This window comes from Dolichospermum sp. DET69 (genome assembly GCA_017355425.1).
In the GTDB taxonomy this organism is placed as follows: Bacteria; Cyanobacteriota; Cyanobacteriia; order Cyanobacteriales; family Nostocaceae; genus Dolichospermum.
Genome location: CP070233.1, coordinates 3,788,613 through 3,806,268, shown reverse-complemented (window position 1 = coordinate 3,806,268; position 17,656 = coordinate 3,788,613). Strand labels below are relative to the sequence as shown.

The following is a 17,656-nucleotide window of genomic DNA, read 5'->3' as shown; positions in this document are numbered from 1 at the left end:
ATAGGTTCATAATATTATATATATATATACGAGAGTTTTGTAGTTAATTTAAAGTCAATAAATATTTTGAGTAACTGTAATGGTTCCGAATAGACTTGAATGGCTACAAAGAAAATAAACCTTTCCTTAGAAAACTTGGTAGTTCTAGAGAAAATTTGGGTATTGAACTCGTTGATAGACAATCAAGAGCCTTAGAATTATGTTCTGTGGGCAATGTGGGATACCACCTTCACTAACTCAGTTGGTGATGTTATACTGGATATTCACGATATCTCAGATGTCGGAGAATGTCTCGGTTAAAAGTATCAGAAAGATATATAGCAATCCTAAATGAAATTAAAGAACTCAGATCCCCAACTTCTTCAAGAAGTAGGGGATCTTAACTCCCGTTTTATTACGTTGTATACTCAGCGTTAATTTTCACATAATCATAACTTAAATCACAACCCCAAGCCTTACCGCTACCATGACCATTACCAACACCAACAGCAATTAACACCGTGTCTGATTGTAGATATTCACCATTAGCTGCTGCTTTCAAATATGCACTAGCCGCTGCTTTATCAAAAGCTAAAGGTTGACCATTTTCAAACAGTAAAATATCCCCTAATTTAACTGAGAGATTTTCCTGTTCAAAAGGAACTCCAGCCCGTCCTGCCGCCGCCGCAATCCGTCCCCAATTGGGATCATGTCCAAAAATGGCAGCTTTGACCAAAGATGAGCCTGCAATGGTTTTGGCGATTTGTCTGGCTGATAATTCATCATGAGCGCCTGTCACTTGTACTTCTATTAAACAAGTTGCACCTTCGCCATCACGAGCGATCGCTTTTGCCAAATGCTGACAGACAAATGTTAACATAGCTTCTAACTTCTGGGCTTCTGCACCCATTTCTGTAATTGCTGGAGTGCGAGACTGACCATTTGCTAAAGCAATTAAACAATCATTTGTACTTGTATCACCATCAACCGTGATAGAATTAAAACTTCTATCCGCTGCTCTAGTTAACATTTGTTGCCAAAGCGGAGAAGATACCGCCGCATCACAGGTAACAAAAGCTAACATTGTCGCCATGTTGGGGTGAATCATTCCTGAACCTTTGGCAATCCCACCAATTCGGACAGGGCGATCGCCTATAGTAGTTTCTAAGGCGATAGATTTGGTAATTAAATCTGTAGTAATAATTGCCCCTGCGGCTGTGTCTGAGCCTGTTTCCGAAAGTGCTGCCACAACCTTGGGGATACCACCACGCAAGATATCCATTTTAATCCGTTGACCAATTACGCCAGTAGAAGCTAATAAAATGGATTCCGGGTTAATACCTAACTCTTTCCCTAACAAGTCTGCACTTTCTTGGGCATCCTTAATACCTTGTTCACCTGTTGCGGCGTTAGCTTGTCCCGCATTACAGAGAATTGCCCTAGCACTATGTTTGCCTTGTAACACTTGCTGGCAGTAATCTACACAGGCGGCTTTGACCTGACTAGTGGTAAATACACCTGCGGCGATCGCCTCCACATCTGATACTATTAAAGCTAAATCCGGTAATCCTGAAGCTTTTAGCCCCGCTGTAATTCCGGCTGCTCTATACCCCCGCGCTGCTGTCACACCACCAGTAATTATTTGCCAGTCTGCCATAATTTTGCTCACAATTATATATATCGCGTTTGCTGCCTAATTACCTTCCGCCGCTGGTTTGATGTCAGCGTCCAGTATTTATGTCTATATGTGAGTTTATCTGTTGATGACAATCTTTTTCTAATCATTTAAGTTGCTAGTTATTAATTTTTGGAGATTTTGTAGTCTGTAGGGTGGTCAGACACGATAATTTTAGCAATTTTGCGTAATTCCCCACCCTCAATGTACTCATAGGGTGGGGATGTAATTTGCTCAACGGTTGGGTACAAAAATAAATCCTAGAACCTTTACCCCGTGAACATTTTGGATATTTAGGTGTGGTCATTTAACAAGAAAAGTGCTGTATATGTAAAAAAAACACATAAATGTTCTAGGCTGTTAACAAATACTCTGATAGCAGGAGCTAAAGTTCACAGTGATAAAATTGCTTAATTTACCAAAAATATGGTATTTTCTAGGACTAATTATTTGGGTAGTGCCATTATTGTTATTGAATCATGGACAACATAGTCTTATTGCTCATGATGAAACTACCTATGCTATACGCTCTCGATGGATGCTAGAGTCTGGAGATTGGTTAACTCCCCAATCTTGGTCAGAACTGGCTTATGAAAAAACACCAGGTTTTTATTGGATTTTAGCATCTATTTACACAATGTTTGGTATTAGTGAGGTAACATCTCGATTACCTTCTCAAATTGCTTCTATTCTCAGTATTTTCCTAGTTTATGAAATAGCCAGGATGCTGTTAAATAAACGCATAGCTTGGTTAAGTTCTGCCATCTTATCGGTATCTTTTCTATGGTTACAGGTTAGTAGGTTAGTTGCTCCAGATATTATTACTATTTGTATTGCTCTTTTTGGTATTTTATGCTTATTAAAAGCAGAATTACATAATAAATATCGCTCTTATTGGGGTTTTGGTGCAGGGTTAAGTTTTGGGTTAGGATTTTTAATTAAAGGTCAATTAATATTTGTACCATTTATCGGTTTATTACCTTATTTAATTTGGCAAAATCGTCGTCATCAGCATCTTAATAACTATGCCGTATATGTCGGTTTTATAATTGGTTTTGTCCCTGTAATTACATGGTTTTGGTTAAGTTATCAAAGTTATGGAGTTATAGTTTTTGAACAATTTTTTAATTTAGTAACAAGACTAGCAACAAAACAAATTCATGGAAATTCCCCTTTTTACTATTTATGGAACTTACCAATTAAATCATTTCCTTGGACTTTATTTAGTATTTTGGGTTTATTCTTAGTATGTAGTCGTTCTTCAATTAAGAATATTTTAATATTAGTTGTTTGTCCTGTAATTATATTCCTAGAAATTAGCATAATTTCTACTCGTTTACCCCATTATACTCTGATGCTTTGTCCTTGGATAGCCATTTTAGCCGGAATAGCATTAAACTGGTTAGGAGATATTTATAATCAGCATTTTGAACAAACAAAATATTTTTTCTTACCTCGGAATCTTAGTTATATATTTGGTAGTTTAGGTGCTATTGTATTGATATTAGGAATAATATTAAATACAGGACTTATTCCAATTACTGTTAGTGATGGAGCAGATATCAAAAATTATTCATCAATCGGTGTCGTATTAGGATTAGGTTGGTTATTTTTACCAATAGTTTGGCTTGCACGTCATCGTTTTCGACAAAAATTTTTAACAGCTAACTATTGGTTAGCAAGTTGGTTAATACCTGCATGGTTAGCTTTAGCTGTAGCTGGTGGTAATGGGTTATTAAGTAATTATAGTCCTGATGTAAAATTGTTTGTGAAGCAACCAGAAATTTCTCCTGTCCTCAAAAATTATCCTATTGATTTTGTAGTACAAAAAACAGAAACAATGACAACAGGTGGTGATAAACCTTTATTATTACTTACTTTTGAAACTCCTCATTGGGGAAAGCGATTTCAAAAAGTTGCAGATGTTCCTGTAAATAATTATGCTTGGGTTAGTCCTGAACCGGAAGTAGGTTTATCAGCTAATGAACGTTTAATTGGTACTTTTCGAGATTGGAAATTGATTCAGGTAGTTGAAAAAAAATAACCCAAAGATATCGCTGTTAGTTTATGACAAAGGTGTACAATTAATTTTTCATTCTGCGGATCGCGGCTTTCCTAATGTGGGCTTAGACATCAGCCTCAACTATGGTTTTTGGATTCTTTGTAGTGGTGTAGCGAGGATTTACAGCGGTTTCCGCTTTTATGAGTTACATCTTAGCCCCCTCATCGCTTGCGGGGAGGGGGTTGGGGGTGGGGTTCTTGTACCTCATAACACCGGGAAGTGCTGTAGCAGTATAATAATAAAAGATATTAAGAATCTAATTATTATTACTGATTCTTCTGAAGAAAACATACCAACACCAGAAGAGTTGGGATATCCTACTGATTTTTTTGAGAAAACTGTTGAAAAATGGCAATGTGAAGTTTTAGATAACCCAAGTTGCTAGTTATCTAGTTGAGGCTGGTAATGGGTAATTGGTAATAAAATCCCAGTTTTAATCCTGTTAATCCTTAAATCGGTGGACATCCTGATTCTGACTTTTTATTACCTATGGTTAAGCAAAATCGGGAATCTCTGAGAAAATGCCAATATTGAATAGGATTCTGATATATCCTTAGATAGAGATTAAATAGAAATTCGCTAAATAAACTAGAATGAAGCTGGCAGCAAGAGTAAGTCAGGTAACACCCTCCATCACCTTAGCCATCGCCGCTAAAGCTAAGGCCATGAAAGCCGAGGGAATAGATGTTTGTAGTTTTAGCGCTGGAGAACCGGATTTTGACACCCCAGCGCATATCAAAGCCGCAGCTACAAAAGCTTTGGATGAAGGTAAAACCAAGTATGGTCCAGCCGCTGGAGAACCAAAGTTACGAGAAGCGATCGCCCACAAGCTAAAACATGATAATGGTCTTGATTATAAGTCGGAGAATGTCCTTGTCACCAATGGCGGTAAACATTCTCTCTATAACTTGATTGTGGCATTGATTGACCCCGGTGATGAGGTAATTATTCCTTCACCCTACTGGCTAAGTTATCCCGAAATGGTAACTTTAGTTGGTGGAAAGTCGGTAATTGTGGAAACAGATGCTTCCACAGGGTACAAAATCACACCAGAACAACTCAAAAAGGCAATTACCCCAAAAACTAAGTTATTTGTCCTCAACTCCCCTTCAAACCCCACAGGGATGGTATACAGCCCTGCGGAAATCAAAGCCTTGGCAAAGGTGATAGTTGATGCAGGTATTTATGTTGTTTCTGACGAAATCTACGAAAAGATTCTCTATGACGGTGCGGAACATATCAGCATTGGTTCTCTAGGAAAGGATATTTTTGACCTTACCTTGATTAGTAACGGTTTCGCTAAGGGTTATTCTATGACCGGTTGGCGACTTGGTTACTTAGCAGGGCCTGTGGAAATTATCAAAGCTGCCAGCACCATTCAAGGACATAGTACATCCAATGTGTGTACTTTTGCTCAATATGGAGCGATCGCCGCTTTGGAGAGTTCCCAAGACTGTGTAGAGGAAATGCGTCAAGCTTTCGCTAAACGTCGTCAGGTAATGTTTGCCAGACTCAGTGCTATTCCTGGTTTAAGTACCGCTAAACCAGACGGTGCTTTTTACCTATTTCCTGATATCAGCAAAACTGGCTTGAAATCCCTGGAATTTTGTGATGCTTTATTAGCAGAACATCAAGTTGCACTAATTCCTGGTGTGGCTTTTGGTGCTGATAAAAACATTCGTCTTTCCTACGCTACTGATATGGCGACAATTGAAAAGGGAATGGATAGATTAGAGAAATTCGTGCGTTCTCGAATTTAGCATCATTCGTGATTGCGAATTACAAACAAGCAAGTTGAAAACTCCGAAACTCAAGACTCAAAACTTTTGAGTTTTGAGTTTTAAGTATCAGTTAATCTTTGTCAAATAAATACTAAATATAAGCAAAGGATAGATTTTATAAGGAAAGGATAAATTTTATAAGCAAAGGATAAATTTTATAAGCAAAGGATAGATTTTTTAGGGAAAGGATAGATTTTTTAGCGAAAGGATAGAGAAGAGTAAAAAACTCTCCCTCAGAATAGCTGAAATTGCTTGAATAACTATACCAGAGCAGAAATGATGCGTGAAATCCAATCTCTACTGATAAGTTTTTTAGTGATGTTTCTCATAACCTTCAACCTAAACGTTCTGCCTGTCGAGGCACAGGCTGCGGTTGAACGATTAACAATCGGTTCATTTAATGTGGAAAATCTCGACCCCTCAGATAATCTGCGGTTCAAGCAAATCGCCAAAATTATTGCCAATGACCTCAATGCTCCTGATATTTTAGCCCTGATAGAAGTCCAGGACGATAATGGGAAGATCGATGACACCGTAACAACCGCCAACCTCACTTACAAAACCCTAACCACAGCCATTAAAACTGAGGGTGGACCAGTCTATCAATTCTCTGATATCTCACCTGTAGATGATTTAGACGGTGGTGAGCCTGGAGGTAACATTCGGGTTGGTTATATTTATAATCCGGCAAAAGTCAGCCTCGCTCAGGGACAAAGCGGAGGATCTCAAGATGCGGTTGAAGTAATTTTAAAAAACGGGTCAGTCTCATTGTCACGTAATCCCAGTCGGATTCAACCCAACAGCCCAGCATTCGAGAATAGCCGCAAACCATTAGCAGGAGAGTTCGTCGTTGGTAATAAGAAAGTCTTTATCATTGCGAATCACTTCGTATCGAAAAGTAATAACAATAACAAAGAATCTCAGCGGATTCAACAAGCCCAGATTGTCGAAGATTTTGTCAGCCAAATCCTAGCAAAGGACAGCCAAAGTAACATTGTTGTGGTGGGGGACTTAAACGATGGGCCAAATTCAACGACGCTAAGAACTTTGACTGATAGAACATTGGTTAATCTACCAGTTAAATTGTTGCCATCTGATGATGCTTATTCATTTATCTTTCAGGGACAGAAAGAATTGATTGACTACATTTTAGTCAATCAACAACTCGCTCAAACTAATCCGAGGATCCGTATTGCTCACGTTAATGCGAATCAACCGAGAAACAGCAGAGCTAGTGACCACGACCCATTAGTTGCCACAATTAATCTTACATCTGGTCAAAATCCTGGAGCAAACCCCATTGTCATCCCAAGTGGAGCATCGAGCAATATATTTCCATCTTTGAAAGGTCTGAGTTTGCAGGAGAAGATTCGTCAAAGTTATTCGCCCACTCGAACTATTGGTTATGGAGCCGCTAGAGATAAGATGTTTGGTGATATTGACAATCAAAATGGCAAAGTAATCGATATTTATGGTGGGCGAGTCATCACCTTAGACGATGGGAATGACCCCAGTCAAGCAGCCGGAAGTCAAGGTTTTAACACCGAGCACTCCTGGCCACAAAGTAAGGGGGCAGGGCAAGAGCCTCAAAGGAGTGATTTACACCATTTGTTCCCTTCAGATGCTAAAATCAATGGTGAGCGAGGCAACAAAGTTTTTGCAGAGATACCCGACGACAAAACTAAGAAATGGTTGAAAGGAGATATTTCTCAAACAAATAAGCCTACTGCAAGTATCAATGAATTTAGTGAATCTACCAATAGTTTGTTCGAGCCAAGAGAATCGGTAAAGGGAGATCTTGCCAGAGCAGTATTCTACTTTTATACAATTCACAAATCTCAAGCTGATGACAGTTACTTTGCTGAACAAAAGCAAACTTTATGTAATTGGAATAAACTAGACCCACCTTCAAGCACAGAGATAGCCAGAAGCAATTCTATTGCTGCACTACAAGGGAATGAAAACCCTTTTGTGATTGATGCTACATTACCCGAACGGGCTTATTGCAATCTTACGTAACTAAGAGGAAGCCAAACTGGCTGGATCAGCCAGCCAGTCTATATTAAGATGTACTCTTACGCTATAAATTCTAAGAATTTTGAAGAGAACTGTCAATCAATCATCTCAGCTTTTAAGAGAAAAATATGACTGTACAAACTATTGACAATATGGACAAACTGAATCAAGAGTCGAGCGAACAATTTAGAGGCAAGTGGAGTGTCATTAGAGAAAAAAAAGGGAAAATATCTAGTTCTAGAATATTGCTATTGCTATGGGGTATAGGTCTGTTCGTAGTCTGGAGTTTTGTGAGTTTAGTCAACCGAAATATTGCAGAGATCCCAGAATCAGTTGTTACTGTTCTTGGGATACTTTCTGGTAGCAAGGTTGTACAAAGATTTGGAGAAAACATCGATAAAGACTGAAATTTCTATGGGAAAAACACTTCATTATGAGCATTTCCTATCTTTATTCCCCAGCAATTTACCATGGCACTGGCTATTTTCAATAACAACAGTGTTACACCATATTCATATAATTGTTCTAGTAATCTTCCTATTCTACTATAGCGGTATGCACTTAGGTGAGATCTAGTTATTAAATTACAAACCCTGTAGGGGTTTCCCCGCCCTCTTGATTGGATCTCATCCGACTGAGAACCGCTATATCGGTTAGATATTCAGCTTTTACGCCTTCACTGAATTAGATACTCAGAGAAATGTTCCAATATGGAATCAAAGATTTCATGAATTATGTAATTACCAATGAAGATAGATTTGCAAAAATAGTCATTGATAATCAAATAAATCAGCCATATATTTATTATTTATTTTATTCAAAGTATGATCCAAAATTAATTAATCACCTGGAAATTCAGCCAGATAAAGAAATCAAGAAAATTGGTAAATATGAATTTAGAAACATTGACAATCAAGAGATTGTCAATACTCAAGAAATATATCAAGTTAATGACAAAGATAGAATCTGGTATAGAATCTATGCAAGAAATGATCAAGTTCTATTTGTTAAAAAAGTAACCTAAAATCAAAATAAACCCATTTCCTTCAAACCCTGATGAAGTCTTTGTGCTTCTTCAGGGTTGTTTAATTCATGGAGAGCTATAGCATATTCAAAAGCTTCTAAACTTCTGGGAACATCACCAATTTTCAACAGCACAACCCCTAAATTTTGATAAGCTTCGGCATAATCAGGATTTAAATTAATAGCGTTATTATAGGAATCAATTGCTTCAGCAAATAAACCCATGGCTTTACATACCATTCCTAAATTATAATAACCCGTTACAAAATTAGGATCAATTTTTATGGCTGTTTCATAAGCAATTTTTGCTCCTTGTAAATCTCCCACATTTTTTAATAAATTCCCTAAATTATTATATCCTCCTAATTTTAAAAGCGGATAAATAGGTAATTTCACCGCATTTTGATAATGAGAAATGGCTATTGGTAAATTTTGTAAATGTGCATGAGCAATCCCTAAATGATAATGTAATTCATATAAAATATCATAATTTATATCTTCATCAAGAGAAACTTCAACTTTTTGTGATTGTAACTGTTTTAATTTAGTTACCGATTTTTTATTTTCATTGACTTGATTCCCAATGATTTGATTTAATCCCCGATTTAATAACTCCATACCCGCATCAATTTTGCCCATTTGCATATACAAAGCCCCCAACTTACTGCAAACATAAGCATCATGGGGATGATTTGCAAAAAACTCTTCCATTGCTGCTGCGGCTTTAGCATATTTATTTTGCTCATTAATCACAGCTTTTTGATAACCAGTATGCAAAATTGCAACTCCTGGTAAATAACCAATTTCCCAATCTGTTTCTTTAGTTAAAATTGCGGTTACACTATCATCAATTAAAGCATGATAAGGGCGATCAAAATATATATCTGGATGATTCCGAAATAGTCGAGAAACCAGAGAATAAGGTGATTGTGTTGAACCGACTTCTTGACGAACTAAATTAATAACAAGATATTCTTCTTTATTAATCACTGATTTGATTAACGGGATAATTTCTGGTGTTAAAGTTTCATCAGCATCTAAAACTAAAATCCAATCACCTGTAACATATTTTAAAGCCTCATTTCTAGCCGTACTAAAATTATTATTCCAGGTAAAATAATGAACTTTTGCTCCAAATTGTTCTGCTATTTGCGGAGTTTTATCAGTTGAACCCGTATCAAGAACTATAATTTCATCAACAAAATTTTTAACACTTCCCAAGCACTTTGGTAAAGAAGTGTCCTCATTTTTGACAATCATGCACAGACTAATTTTCATCTGGTAACAATATGGTATTTACAACTTTGGTTAATAATACAGTATTGATGTTGGGTTTCCTTGCGTCAACCCAACCTACATTAATTACTCTCTGCGTCCTCTGTGCCTCTGTGGTTCGTATCTCTTAAAAAAGATATATTAAACAGGGTGGAAATAATCATAAATATCTTGCGCTAACCGGGAACCAATTCCGGGAACTTCCGTTAATTGTATAGGTGTGGCTTGACGAATATAATCAACAGAGCGAAAATGAGCTAATAGCAACTTTTGCCGATTTTGTCCTAAACCGGGAATTTCATCCAAATGCGACCTTTTCAACTTATCACTTCTTTGCTGACGATGAAAACTCACAGCAAATCTATGTGCTTCATCTCGCAAACGTCGTAATAACTGTACTCCTGGTTGTTCTGCGTCTGTTTCTAAAGGTTGAGATGAGTTTGGTAAAAATATTTCTTCGCGCTTTTTAGCTAAACTAATAACTCGCAAATCTGCTAATAAATTCATTTCTGATAAAATACCCATAACCGCAGATAATTGACCTTTACCACCATCAATCATAATTAAATCAGGCCAGTCAGAATTACCCAATCTTGCTAATTTGGGATCTTCAATATATTTTCTAAATCTTCTATTAATAACTTCCGCTAAACTAGCAAAATCATCTGAATGTCCAATGGTAATATCAGGATTTTTAATTTTGTAATGTCGGTAATGTTGTTTTGCTGGTAAACCATCAATAAATACGACTTGGGAAGCTACCGCATTAGTACCTTGAATATGGGAAATATCATAACCTTCAATCCGTTTTGGTAAATCTGATAAATCGAGAATAGCAGCTAAATCTTGAGTTGCTTGTAAATTACTATCTCCCAATTTTTGCATTCTTTGTAACTCATATTGGGCATTTTTTTCCACCATTTCTATTAATTCGGCTTTACTTTGTCGCAAAGGAGATAAAATTGCTACTTTTCTGCCTTTGCGTTCTGTCAAAATATTGGACAAAATTTCACTATCTGGTAAATCATGTTGCACTAAAATCTCGCTAGGAATTTCTACACTTTCCGCAGTTTGGTAATGTTCCTCTAAAACTCGTTGTAGAATTGCTCCTGGTTCTGCGTGGGAATTAGCGACAAAAGCCAAACGTCCAACTAATTGACCTGCGCGAATTTGGAATAATTGAATATAGGCGTGTTGATCATCTGCGGCTAAAGCAATGGCATCTCGTGATACTGTATCATCAGGTAAGGAGACTTTTTGGGCTGCATTGAGAGATTTTAAACCATTAATTTGATCACGGACTTTGGCCGCAGTTTCAAAATTTAATTCTTCCGCAGCAATGTCCATTTGTGCTGTCAAAATATCAATTAGTTCCTGAGTCCTTCCTTGAAAAACCATTGCTATTTTTTGAATAATTTTATGGTATTCTTCTACAGAAATTAACTGTTGACAAACTCCAGGACAACGACCAATATCATAATTTAAACAAGGACGATCTTTAAATAAAGGTTGTGGTCTTTGTCTGACGGGAAAAATTCGGTTACATAGGTGTAATATTTCTCTCAACAAACTAGAATCCGTATAAGGTCCATAGTATTTATCTTTGGCTTTTCCTAATTTACGTTTGCGGGTAATAAAAATACGCGGATATGCTTCTGAATAAGTAATACAAAGATAAGGATATTTTTTATCATCTTTGAGTAAAACGTTAAAATACGGTTGATGCTGCTTAATTAAATTGGCTTCTAGTGCTAATGCTTCTGCTTCGGTATCAGTGACAATAAATTCAATTTCTGTCACCAACTTAACCATTGTATTAATGCGTTCCGTCTTGTTGGTAGAGTCGCGGAAATAGGAACGGACACGAGAACGCAATTTTCGAGATTTACCTATATATATTAAGCGATCGCTGCCATCTCGCATCAAATAAACTCCCGGTTCTGCGGGAATCTCCCCCAGACGAGTTTCTAAGCGTTCTGGGTTTTTATACAGTGGTAATATTTTCTCAGATATAGTCACAGGAGTATTTTATATAATTTGATAAGTTACCTATATCCATCTTAAACCCAGATACCCGACTTCTCAAAGAAGTCGGGGATCTATAATCTTAATTTAATAATGAGGGGTTCTTGCTTTCAATAGAATGCTTGGTAGCTTTGTATGCTTCAATGAAAGTTCGGAACGATTCTTGAGAAATATTTTCTAAAACTAAATCACTCACTACTTTTTCTAGAATAATATCTAACTTTTGTTGAATGATTATATTCTGATTCTGTTGGCGATGTCTTAGCAATTTAACCACTATTTTAATATATTTAGCTGCATTATCTCTTTGAACTTTTTCAATAGATTGTTGAGCAACTTGTTTATCTCTTTCTATTGCTTCTCTAGTATTTTTATAGGCTTCGTTAAAAGTCCGAAATGACTCTTGGGAAATTTTTTCATCAACCAATGCGTTAGCAGCTTTATTAAATGTTTCATCCAAAAGCTTTTGTCTTTCTTCAAGTTGATATTTTCCTTCTTTCATTAAGCTAATTGCTGATTTTAGATATTCATCAGCCTCATTTTTTTTACTTTGGGCAATCCATAATTTAAGTTGATGAATCCATTGTAATATTAATAAAAATACCGTTAATAATAACCCTATATAATCAGCGTATTCTTGAATAAAAGATGGTTTATCTTTTTCATAAAAAGCCACAGCACCAGGATGTAAGAAAATATCAACACCACTATTTTCTTTAGGACGGCTGATACTAGAAATTAATGGTTTAACTTCAGCATGATCTAGAGGAATTTCATTAGCTATTTCTTGCCGATTTTCATAGATAGCTTGAATTAATTTTCTGATAACACTAGCATCTACTTGATCATTTGCTAATAGCAATCTTGATATTGCTACTGTAGATAAATTAGTGGAAGGAACAGGGAAATTGCCTCTATATGCACCTTGAGGAATTATCGTAGCTTCAAAGGCAGGTTGCTTAATTTTCATCGCTTCTGCTTGGGGAATTGATATTAATTTTCCCTGATAATTATTGACAAGATTCGCAATAGATTTATTGCCTATAGCTCGAACACGAAATACAGCATCAGCTTTATTTTCCCGAAAATCTTTATCTGCAAATTGATCATTATAGCCAGGAATAGGCTTACTATTACTATCTAAACCTGTAATCTTAAAGTCTTTTTCACTCAAACCAAAATGCTTTGCTACTGTGAGAAAAGATTGGTATTGTCCACCACTAGCAGCTAAAGCAACAGTCTTCCCTTTCAATTGCACAAATTGATTGATTTGCGGATCTTTTACAACTAGCTGAAAAGTATCTTTGTACAATAAAGCTACTGTTCTCACATTCGCTTTTGACAGAGAATTTAAATTACCAATTTCCTCAGCAGCAACATCTACTTGAGCCGTTGCTAACTGAGCTTTTCCTGTGGATAACATTTCTATATTTTGGGTTGTTCCTTTAGTTTCTTCTACTTGCAGTTTGATATTAGTTCTCCGTTCAATTACCTTTTTGATAGCTTCACTGATAAGATAACTTTCTCCTGTTTTATCTCCAGCAGCTATTGTCAGATGAGGTGGTGTGAGATAATTGACAATATTCCCAACAACAATGACAAAGGTACTCAAACTAGCAAACCCAAGTCCTAAAAAAATCAGCCTAGAGAAAGGATCTAGAGCTAAAAAAAATCCCAAAAACTTGAATTGATGATTATTTTTAGATGTTGACATATCTGCAAAATAGTGTATTTACTAATGAATAGATACATACTTTGATACAATACCAGAAATTGTATTCCAGATTTCATCGTATTTTTTTAACCATACAGGGGTTAAACTGCTGAAAATAATATTTTTAGGAGTCAGGAGTCACCGAGTCAGATGCAGAAAAATAAAAGTAGATTTACATTAACCCTAGTGTGTCGAATAACTGCTTTCTATGAGGGTTTAGCTTGATGCTAAACCTTTTTCTATCTCAAAAAAATATATGATTATTTCTTTGTCAGCAATCTATAACAGCTTTCATAACTGATACACATACCATAGATAGATGAATTTCAGCATCAATTCATGTAAATTAACCAACTATGGTAAACACTTGGTATATATGGGCTTGGTAAATAGCCAAGCCTTTTTTATAAATATTAATGGTTTATCACTAAGTCATAAAACCTCGCGGTATGCGGGAAACTCAGTGGCTTTAGCCGGTGAGAGGGAAGCGACACGAGTGAATTTATTCACTGTGGTATTTAAATGCTGATTTTTGAATGGATATAATCCCGGGAACCAGCAAACCCGTTCAAGTCCCCTCGCCCAACTAATCCAAAATGTCTTGTCTTTAACCAACGACTTAACAAACAGTCTTGCAGATAATCCGATAGCGTAGCGTGGCGTAAGCCATACTGGGGAAGTATTCGGAAGTGCGGATCAGGATTAGTCTCAATGGGCTAGTCGCTGCTTGTGTTGTAAAGTTTGTTCTTTACAAGCTCAATCCCTTTAGGGTTGAGTCAGTGACACTCAGTTCCATTAAACTATCAGCCATATCAAAATTAGCTGTTACATTTTGGACATCATCTAACCCTTCTAAAGTATCAATTAATTTAAGCAGAATTTTAGCCTGATTTGCATCAGTAACTTCTACTTGATTACTAGGAATCCAACGCAATTCTATATTTGTGATTTTAAAAGCTTTTGCTTGTAATGTTTGACTGAGTTTCTCTAAATTTGCTATTTCTGTAAATACCTCAGCGGTTTCCTCTGCAATCATTTCATAAGACTCAGCATTCCCTTCTAGAGAAGCTTCTAAAAGCTGTTCTTCATTAATGATACCTTCAACTACACAAACTCCCTTTTGGGAAAACATCCAACTTACACACCCTATTTCTCCTAAATTTCCGCCATTTTTACTAAAAGAAACTCGCAAATCCGCAGCCGTACGATTACGGTTATCTGTGAGGGCTTCAATTAAAATTGCTACTCCACCAGGACCATAACCTTCATAGCGAATTGCTTCCAGGATACTATTATCGCTGAAAGTACCTGCACCTTTAGCGATCGCTCTCTCAATATTATCATTGGGAATCCCTGCGGCTTTAGCTTTATCAATGGCTGTGCGTAGTTGAAAGTTACCTGCTGGATCTGGTACACCGTTTCTCGCAGCTACAATTATTGCCCGTGATAGCTGGGTAAAAATATTTCCCCTTCTCGCATCTACTACGGCTTTCTGACGTTTAATATTTGCCCATTTACTATGTCCTGCCATAATCACCAATATTATTAATCATCTACTCACAAACAGGATATATCTAGTTTTCACCTAGATGCAAGAACAAGTATTTGTAGGGTACGTTAGGCATAGCCGTAACGCACCTTCGGATCGATTAACGGTGCGTTACGAGACGAGCTAACGCACCTTACAGACTCCAATTGCCAATTAAAATTTAACAACCAATTTAAAGGAATTTAAATAGCCTGTAATAGTTTTATCTAAACTATCATGCTGTTTTTTAGAAACTATAGCCATGACTTTATACAATCTATTATGAGCTATAAACATTCTCGTTTTAGTAACTTTTCCGATAGCATTGACATATTCAATTTCTTTACCAGGATGAAAGTTAGAACTGCGAATATTGCGCTGATTTAGTAATCTACTTTTGGTGGCTGTTAGTTCTACATATTGGGCTTGATCCAGAATTTTTTGTGGGTTTGTCATTTGTACATAGCTATCAGGAAATTCATTGGATGTAACTAGATATGCTGCTTCTTGTTGCGGTGGTTGGATTAAAAATATTTCTAATTTTATTTTCCCCATGTAGGTTTTTTGAATTTGGGTTTTCCGCTTGGGCATTCCCGGCATTAATACGCTAAAAGATCCATCTGGGGCAGTAAATGTCCGCCATTTAGGTTGTACTATTTGAGGAACAATGGGTTTCTTTGGGGAAATTGTCGGTTGAGGTGAATTTACCGCAGCTACACTATAACCGCTAAATAAAAAAGCGGCAGCAAGCAACGATAATAAAATTTTGCTATTCATAAGTTATAAAATTTGTAGATGCAGATTTTACTGTTGTTGCTAGTTATAACCTAGAGGCAGATAAAGCCGCACCAATTAAACCGACTTGTTGATTAAGAATTATATGCACGGGTATTTCTGCTAGTAATGAACTCATTCTCCCTTTTTGGGTAAAATTCCAGAGGAAATTCCCATTTTGCATTAATGGGAGGATTTTGGGGGCAATACCACCAGCAATGTATAATCCTCCATAGGGTAGAAGTTTTAATGCCAGATTTCCGGCTTCTGCACCGTAGGCTTCTACAAATAATTGCATAGTTTTTTCAGAAAGGCGATCGCTTTTTTCTAAGGCAGCCTTACCAATAAATGCCCCAGGATCAATGGTTTTTTCAGCTTTCTGTGCTTCTTGTTCCCAAGTTCTGACTGCTTGGGCAATTTCTGGTGATTCGGGGGCTATTTTGCGATCGCGTAAAAATTGGTAAATAGAAGTAATTCCTAACCCAGAAACCACTCTTTCTACAGAAACTCGTTGAATATCATGTTTATCTACCAGATATCTCAACAGTTGAAACTCTAACTCATTTCGGGGGGCAAAATCTGCGTGTCCACCCTCGGAAGGAAAGACTTGATATTGATTGTCTTGTTTAATCAAAAATCCCTGGCCTAATCCAGTTCCTGCACCAATTACAGCCATGGGTGCTGCTGGTTGATATTTACCAACTTGTAAAGTTAGTAAATCCTGTTTTGTTAACCCAAAAATTCCATAACCAACAGCCGCAAAATCATTAATGAGGGAAATTGAAAGAATACCCAAGTCTTGAGTTAAACGATCTGTATCGAGAAACCAGGATAGATTAGTTAGTTTAGCAGTATTTGCAACTACAGGGCCAGCGATCGCAAAACAGGCTTTTTCTGGTGTAGAAGAGTTAGCTGTAGTCAAAAACTTTTGAACTATGGGGACTAAATCGGGAAAATCCCCACTGCGAAAACTCTCTTCATACAAGGTTTTTAAACCTAATGTTTCTGAGAATTCTACCAAACGCAAAATCGTTTTTGTGCCGCCGATGTCTCCTGCTAGTAGCAATGTCATAAAATTTATCAGTTAGTAAGTTACTTTTGCTTAGTTACTGTCACTTGTGATTTAGAGAAAATCCCCTCTTAAATATTTACACAAATCGCACCAATTCCTCAATTTTCGTCAAATGGGAAGTATCTCCCTTTAGTTCTAGCAACCATTCTGAATCTTGACGCACAACTTTTACTAAAGAACATAAAGAAGCTTTAACTTCCGTTTTAGCTATATCTCCCACCAATCCCATAGCTGCACCCAAGACAGAAGCACCATGTGCCACCAATAGGATATCATGGGGGAAAAATTCAGTAGATAGACATCTAGCAGTTTGTGCCGAACGTTCCCGCACTTTTTCATGAGTTTCAGGGTATTGTGCAGCTATGCGTGATGTATAACTAGTATCAATTCTCGGAAATAATTTGACTAAAGCTGAAATTGGCAGTTTTTCCGGTTCTTCAGTCATCCATTCGGGATTAAGCCATTCACTCAAACCTATTTCTAGTTTAATCTGTAAATCCAAAACTTCAGCGATCGCATTCGCAGTTTGGATAGTTCGCAAAAACGGAGAAGCAAAAATATGGGTGATTTTTTTCCCTTTGAGTCGTTTTGCTAACTGCTGTGCCTGGATCATCCCATCATCTGATAAAGGTGGATCATACCGTCTTTTAGCAGTGAGAAACCAATCGGGGTATACGAAATCAAGGCGGTTAGCGTGTCTTGCTATCCAAACTATTTGACTCATGGAGGAAA

The 17,656-nt window shown here is 36.9% G+C and carries 14 protein-coding genes; 6 read left to right on the top strand and 8 right to left on the bottom strand.

Going from position 1 to position 17,656, the window contains the following annotated elements:
* Window positions 1–394: 394 nt before the first annotated feature.
* Window positions 395–1,636 (bottom strand): bifunctional ornithine acetyltransferase/N-acetylglutamate synthase, encoded by a 1,242-nt coding sequence (gene argJ / locus EZY12_17365; protein QSX66556.1) that lies wholly within the window; start codon window positions 1,634–1,636, stop codon window positions 395–397.
* A gap of 415 nt (window positions 1,637–2,051) precedes the next feature.
* Between argJ and EZY12_17360 the strand changes: the two genes are divergently transcribed.
* From EZY12_17360 to EZY12_17335, 6 genes are all read left to right on the top strand, one after another.
* Window positions 2,052–3,698 (top strand): glycosyltransferase family 39 protein, encoded by a 1,647-nt coding sequence (locus EZY12_17360; protein QSX66555.1) that lies wholly within the window; start codon window positions 2,052–2,054, stop codon window positions 3,696–3,698.
* The gene (locus EZY12_17355) at window positions 3,685–4,101 is read left to right on the top strand and encodes a hypothetical protein (GenBank protein ID QSX66554.1); all 417 of its coding nucleotides are present in this window, start codon (window positions 3,685–3,687) and stop codon (window positions 4,099–4,101) included. The genes EZY12_17360 and EZY12_17355 overlap by 14 nt, the downstream gene beginning before the upstream one ends.
* 208 nt (window positions 4,102–4,309) lie before the next feature.
* Window positions 4,310–5,476, top strand: coding sequence for a pyridoxal phosphate-dependent aminotransferase (locus EZY12_17350; protein ID QSX66553.1), 1,167 nt, complete (start codon window positions 4,310–4,312; stop codon window positions 5,474–5,476).
* A 300-nt stretch (window positions 5,477–5,776) separates the two neighbouring features.
* On the top strand, window positions 5,777–7,516 hold the full coding sequence (locus EZY12_17345; protein QSX70717.1) for an endonuclease: 1,740 nt from the start codon (window positions 5,777–5,779) through the stop codon (window positions 7,514–7,516).
* A 125-nt stretch (window positions 7,517–7,641) separates the two neighbouring features.
* Entirely contained in the window at window positions 7,642–7,920 is a 279-nt protein-coding gene (locus tag EZY12_17340; GenBank protein ID QSX66552.1) for a hypothetical protein, read from the top strand.
* A 293-nt stretch (window positions 7,921–8,213) separates the two neighbouring features.
* Complete coding sequence (locus EZY12_17335) at window positions 8,214–8,537, top strand: hypothetical protein (GenBank protein QSX66551.1); 324 nt, start codon at window positions 8,214–8,216, stop codon at window positions 8,535–8,537.
* A gap of 2 nt (window positions 8,538–8,539) precedes the next feature.
* On the opposite strand, the gene EZY12_17330 is transcribed toward EZY12_17335, so the two are convergent.
* The 7 genes from EZY12_17330 to EZY12_17300 all read right to left on the bottom strand — a co-directional run bounded on the left by EZY12_17330 (window position 8,540) and on the right by EZY12_17300 (window position 17,648).
* Window positions 8,540–9,814 (bottom strand): tetratricopeptide repeat protein, encoded by a 1,275-nt coding sequence (locus tag EZY12_17330; protein ID QSX66550.1) that lies wholly within the window; start codon window positions 9,812–9,814, stop codon window positions 8,540–8,542.
* A 138-nt stretch (window positions 9,815–9,952) separates the two neighbouring features.
* Window positions 9,953–11,830, bottom strand: a complete 1,878-nt coding sequence (gene uvrC, locus EZY12_17325; protein ID QSX66549.1) for an excinuclease ABC subunit UvrC — start codon at window positions 11,828–11,830, stop codon at window positions 9,953–9,955.
* 88 nt (window positions 11,831–11,918) lie between these two features.
* The gene (locus EZY12_17320; protein ID QSX66548.1) at window positions 11,919–13,550 is read right to left on the bottom strand and encodes a TAXI family TRAP transporter solute-binding subunit; all 1,632 of its coding nucleotides are present in this window, start codon (window positions 13,548–13,550) and stop codon (window positions 11,919–11,921) included.
* A 748-nt stretch (window positions 13,551–14,298) separates the two neighbouring features.
* Window positions 14,299–15,081, bottom strand: a complete 783-nt coding sequence (locus tag EZY12_17315; GenBank protein ID QSX66547.1) for a YebC/PmpR family DNA-binding transcriptional regulator — start codon at window positions 15,079–15,081, stop codon at window positions 14,299–14,301.
* 171 nt (window positions 15,082–15,252) lie between these two features.
* The gene (locus EZY12_17310) at window positions 15,253–15,855 is read right to left on the bottom strand and encodes a hypothetical protein (protein QSX66546.1); all 603 of its coding nucleotides are present in this window, start codon (window positions 15,853–15,855) and stop codon (window positions 15,253–15,255) included.
* 43 nt (window positions 15,856–15,898) lie between these two features.
* A complete protein-coding gene (locus tag EZY12_17305) occupies window positions 15,899–16,924 on the bottom strand; it encodes a glucokinase (GenBank protein QSX66545.1) in 1,026 nt (341 codons plus the stop codon).
* A 76-nt stretch (window positions 16,925–17,000) separates the two neighbouring features.
* Window positions 17,001–17,648 (bottom strand): histidine phosphatase family protein, encoded by a 648-nt coding sequence (locus tag EZY12_17300; protein ID QSX66544.1) that lies wholly within the window; start codon window positions 17,646–17,648, stop codon window positions 17,001–17,003.
* Window positions 17,649–17,656: the final 8 nt, after the last annotated feature.